The sequence below is a fragment of the Myxococcus sp. AB025B genome (genome assembly GCF_006518215.1).
GTDB lineage: Bacteria > Myxococcota > Myxococcia > Myxococcales > Myxococcaceae > Myxococcus > Myxococcus fulvus.
Genome location: NZ_SRLW01000533.1, coordinates 1 through 3,224, shown reverse-complemented (window position 1 = coordinate 3,224; position 3,224 = coordinate 1). Strand labels below are relative to the sequence as shown.

The window sequence follows — 3,224 nt, the reverse complement described above, 5'->3', positions numbered from 1 at the left end:
AAAGACAGTATCCGCGTGCGGTGAAAATCAAGATGAGCAGCTACCCACGGAAACGCCCTCGCCCGGTCCGTCGAGCACGCTCCCTCGGCCCCCTACGTCGCGTCCGTCCCTAAAGTGAACGGCATTGGGGCTAGGGGAATGATGACTTCGGCGGGGTGTGTGGGACGGCGTCGAGCATCTCGCTGAGGCTTCTGTCCTCGGGGGCATACACCATCGTCGCGGGTTGCTATGGCAGCACGAGCTGCAGCGGAGTGGTCTCGTTCAGATACTGAGCCTGGGATGTGAGCAGCGGCCGGGAGGCGCTCTTGGGTGTTGGTGCCTCCTGATGCCGGGATTCCAGTCACAATCGATTGCTAAAGACACACGCTCATGAGTCGTGCCCTGTTGCGTCATCGAAACAGGGCGCACCGGGCGTCCGGACCGACCCGGGGTCTTTCCCGTGGGAAGAAGATAGAGTTGCGTCCATGGACAGGGTCGCCCTCTTCTTCTGGCTGTGGGTGCTGTTCCTCGCAGTCAACGTGATGTGGGCGTTGGCGCAGGCGGTGGTGGCGAGCGCCCTCGGGGCTCGGCCCCTCGTGGTTCGCATCGGCTATGGGCCCCAGTTGGTGGCGTGGCGCATGGCGGGCATCGGCTGGAGCCTGCATCCCATCACCCTGGGCAGCTCCGCGTCGTTCGTGCCAGAAGCCGAGGAAGGCTCCACGGAGCCGCTCAAGAGCCGGCTGCTCAAGCTGCCACCCCCGCTGCACGCACTGGCCCTGGCGGTGCCCTGGTACGTGCAGATTGGCGTCGCCATGGCGTGCCTGGGGCCCGCGGAGGGCTTCCATCAATTCACCGAGGGCTTCCCCGCCGTGTTCAACCTCTCCGCGCTGCCGGGCCGCGTGGAGCGCTTCGTCGGCCTGCTCCGTGAAGGAGAGCTGGTCCGGGCCTGGGGCATCATGAGCGCGCGGATGGCGTCCCTGAACCTGCTCCCCATCCCCTCCCTGGCGGGCGGCTACCTGATGCTGTTGCCCTGGCGTGATAGGTCGCCGACGCCGAAGTGGGTCCGCCCGATCGCCGCCGTCCTGCTCGCCCTCTCGCTCCTCTGGGCCGTGTGGGTCGCGTCCCTCTTCGTCAGGGCCATCCTCTAGACGCCTGTCGCCAGAAGCCAGGTCCTGCTCGCCGCGAATCCGTCCCGGGCCGTTCAGGACCTCGCCCAGCAGCGCGTCAGGCGCGACGCACGGGTGAGCCCCTCATCCGTCGTCCCCGCCGCCCGTCACCGACGTGCTTCGACGAGGACGTCACGCCCCGGAGTCACTCATGGCCTTTGACATCCTCTTCGACATGGAGACGAGCGACCCCGACGACGCGCTCACCCTCTGCCTGTTGGCCACGCACCCCGCCGTCACCCTGCGGGCGGTGACCGTGACGCCGGGCACGCTCGCCCAGGTGGGAATGGTGAGGCACCTGCTCGCGCGGGCTGGCCGGAGTGACGTGCCCGTGGGCGCGCGCAATCCGGAGTCGCAGAAGGAGAGCCTCTCCGCCTTCCACACGAAGTGGCTGGGACCGCTGGCTCTCGCCGCGCCGGATGCCCTGGCGCACGAGGTGCTGGCTCGCACGCTCGGGCGGTATCCCCAGGCGACGCTGTTGACGGGCGCGCCGCTCCAGAACCTGCGGCTGCTCCTGGAGCACCACCCGGATGTCCACCTGCACCGGTGGGTGGCGCAGGGCGGCTTCGCGGGCGACAACGTGGTCCCTCCGGAGCACCGGCTGCCCAAGTTCGCGGGCCTGCGCACCTGCCCGACCTTCAACTTCAACGGAGACCCCAAGGGCGCGCTGCTGGCCCTGTCCTCGGACCGGGTGGGGCGCCGAGAGCTGGTGTCCAAGAACGTCACCCATGGCGTGGCCTACGACGGCGCCTTCCACGAGCGCGTGAGGCCCCACGCCTCCGCGACCCCCGGGCTGGCGCTCATCTTCGAGGCCATGGAGCGCTACCTGGCGCAGCGGCCCGAAGGCAAGCTCCTGCACGACCCCCTCGCCGCGTGCGCGGCCATCGACCCCGGAATCGTCACCTGGGCACAGGTGGAGGTGGTGCGCGAGCGCGGGGAGTGGGGCTCCGAGCTGGCACAAGGCACCCGGACCTTCATCTCGGTGGCCATGGACCCCGAGCGCTTCTTCCGGACCTTCGTGGGACTCGGCCAGCCGCCCGCTCCCCGCTGAAGCCCCGTGCCATTCGTTGTCACCCTCGGACCTCCCGGCCACGGCCGAGAGGTCCCATGCGTCTGCCGCGGTGAAGGCTCAGCAGTGCTTCCTGATGAGCGCCTGACAATGCTTGATGGCCTGGGCGATGGTGCAGCCGGTGGCCGTGCAATGCGGCCGCCCCGTATCCGGGTGCCGGCAATAGTTGAGCACCACCCAGCAGGCGAGACTGTCCTCGTCCACACTCACGTTGGCGGCATCGACATCCGGCGCCTCCTCCCCGGGCCCGGCCGACCGCTGCTCGATGACCAGCTCGCGGCCATCCTCCGTGGTCATCACCTGTCCGGTCTCCGGCAGGTTCGCCTCCTCGGTGCCACAGCCGACGAGCGACAGTGTTGCCAGGAACATTCCCAGGAGCAGCTTCTTCATGGTCATGCCTTTCTTTGGACGTGAGACGCCAGCGGGCGCCGCCAGACTCTCGGGTAAATCCAGCACTCCATGTCTAAGGCACGAAATAGATGAACACAAACGTGTCGGCCCGAACGGCGGGCATCAGACAATCGGGCTGTGGCATTCTGGTGAGATGTTCCGGGGAACTCGGGCGGGGCCCCGCTGTCTGCGGGGGCTACCTGCGGGGAGGCGATGTCTGTGTTTCGCGAGGTCTTACTGCTTGCGCGTGGCCACGGCGAGCGCGGTGGGAATCAGCTCGCGCATCAGGGCCGCGAACTTGCGCAGTCTCGCGGGATGGAACCGCGCGGCGGGGTAGAGCAGGTACATCGGCAGGGCGGCGGCCTGCCACTCCGGCACCAGGTGGACGAGCCGGCCCTTCACGATGTCCTCGTGCAGCACCCAGGCGGACGCCACGCAGATGCCGAGCCCCTTCAGCGCCGCGCTCCGCAATGCGTAAAGACTGTCGGTGCTCAGGCGCGGCTGGAAGACGATGGGCTGGGCCTCACCCGTGGCCACGTGGGTCAATGACAGCTCGTTGCGATAGAAGGTGCGCAGCGAGAGCCAGGGCAGTCGCGCCAGCTCGTCGGGGTGGGTGGGCC

4 protein-coding genes are annotated in these 3,224 nt (G+C 68.3%); 2 read left to right on the top strand and 2 right to left on the bottom strand.

The annotated features are described in order from the left end of the window. Positions 1 to 464: 464 nt before the first annotated feature. Entirely contained in the window at positions 465 to 1,127 is a 663-nt protein-coding gene (locus tag FL311_RS42145) for a hypothetical protein (RefSeq protein ID WP_141333244.1), read from the top strand. Between the two features lie 169 nt (positions 1,128 to 1,296). Continuing rightward, positions 1,297 to 2,196, top strand: a complete 900-nt coding sequence (locus FL311_RS42140; protein WP_141333243.1) for a nucleoside hydrolase — start codon at positions 1,297 to 1,299, stop codon at positions 2,194 to 2,196. Positions 2,197 to 2,274: 78 nt separating this feature from the next. On the opposite strand, the gene FL311_RS42135 is transcribed toward FL311_RS42140, so the two are convergent. Both FL311_RS42135 and FL311_RS42130 read right to left on the bottom strand, forming a co-directional pair. Beyond that, a complete protein-coding gene (locus FL311_RS42135; RefSeq protein WP_141333242.1) occupies positions 2,275 to 2,604 on the bottom strand; it encodes a hypothetical protein in 330 nt (109 codons plus the stop codon). 234 nt (positions 2,605 to 2,838) lie between these two features. Then, positions 2,839 to 3,224 (bottom strand): LysR substrate-binding domain-containing protein (locus FL311_RS42130; protein ID WP_255510413.1); only part of this gene is annotated, 386 nt, incomplete at its 5' end.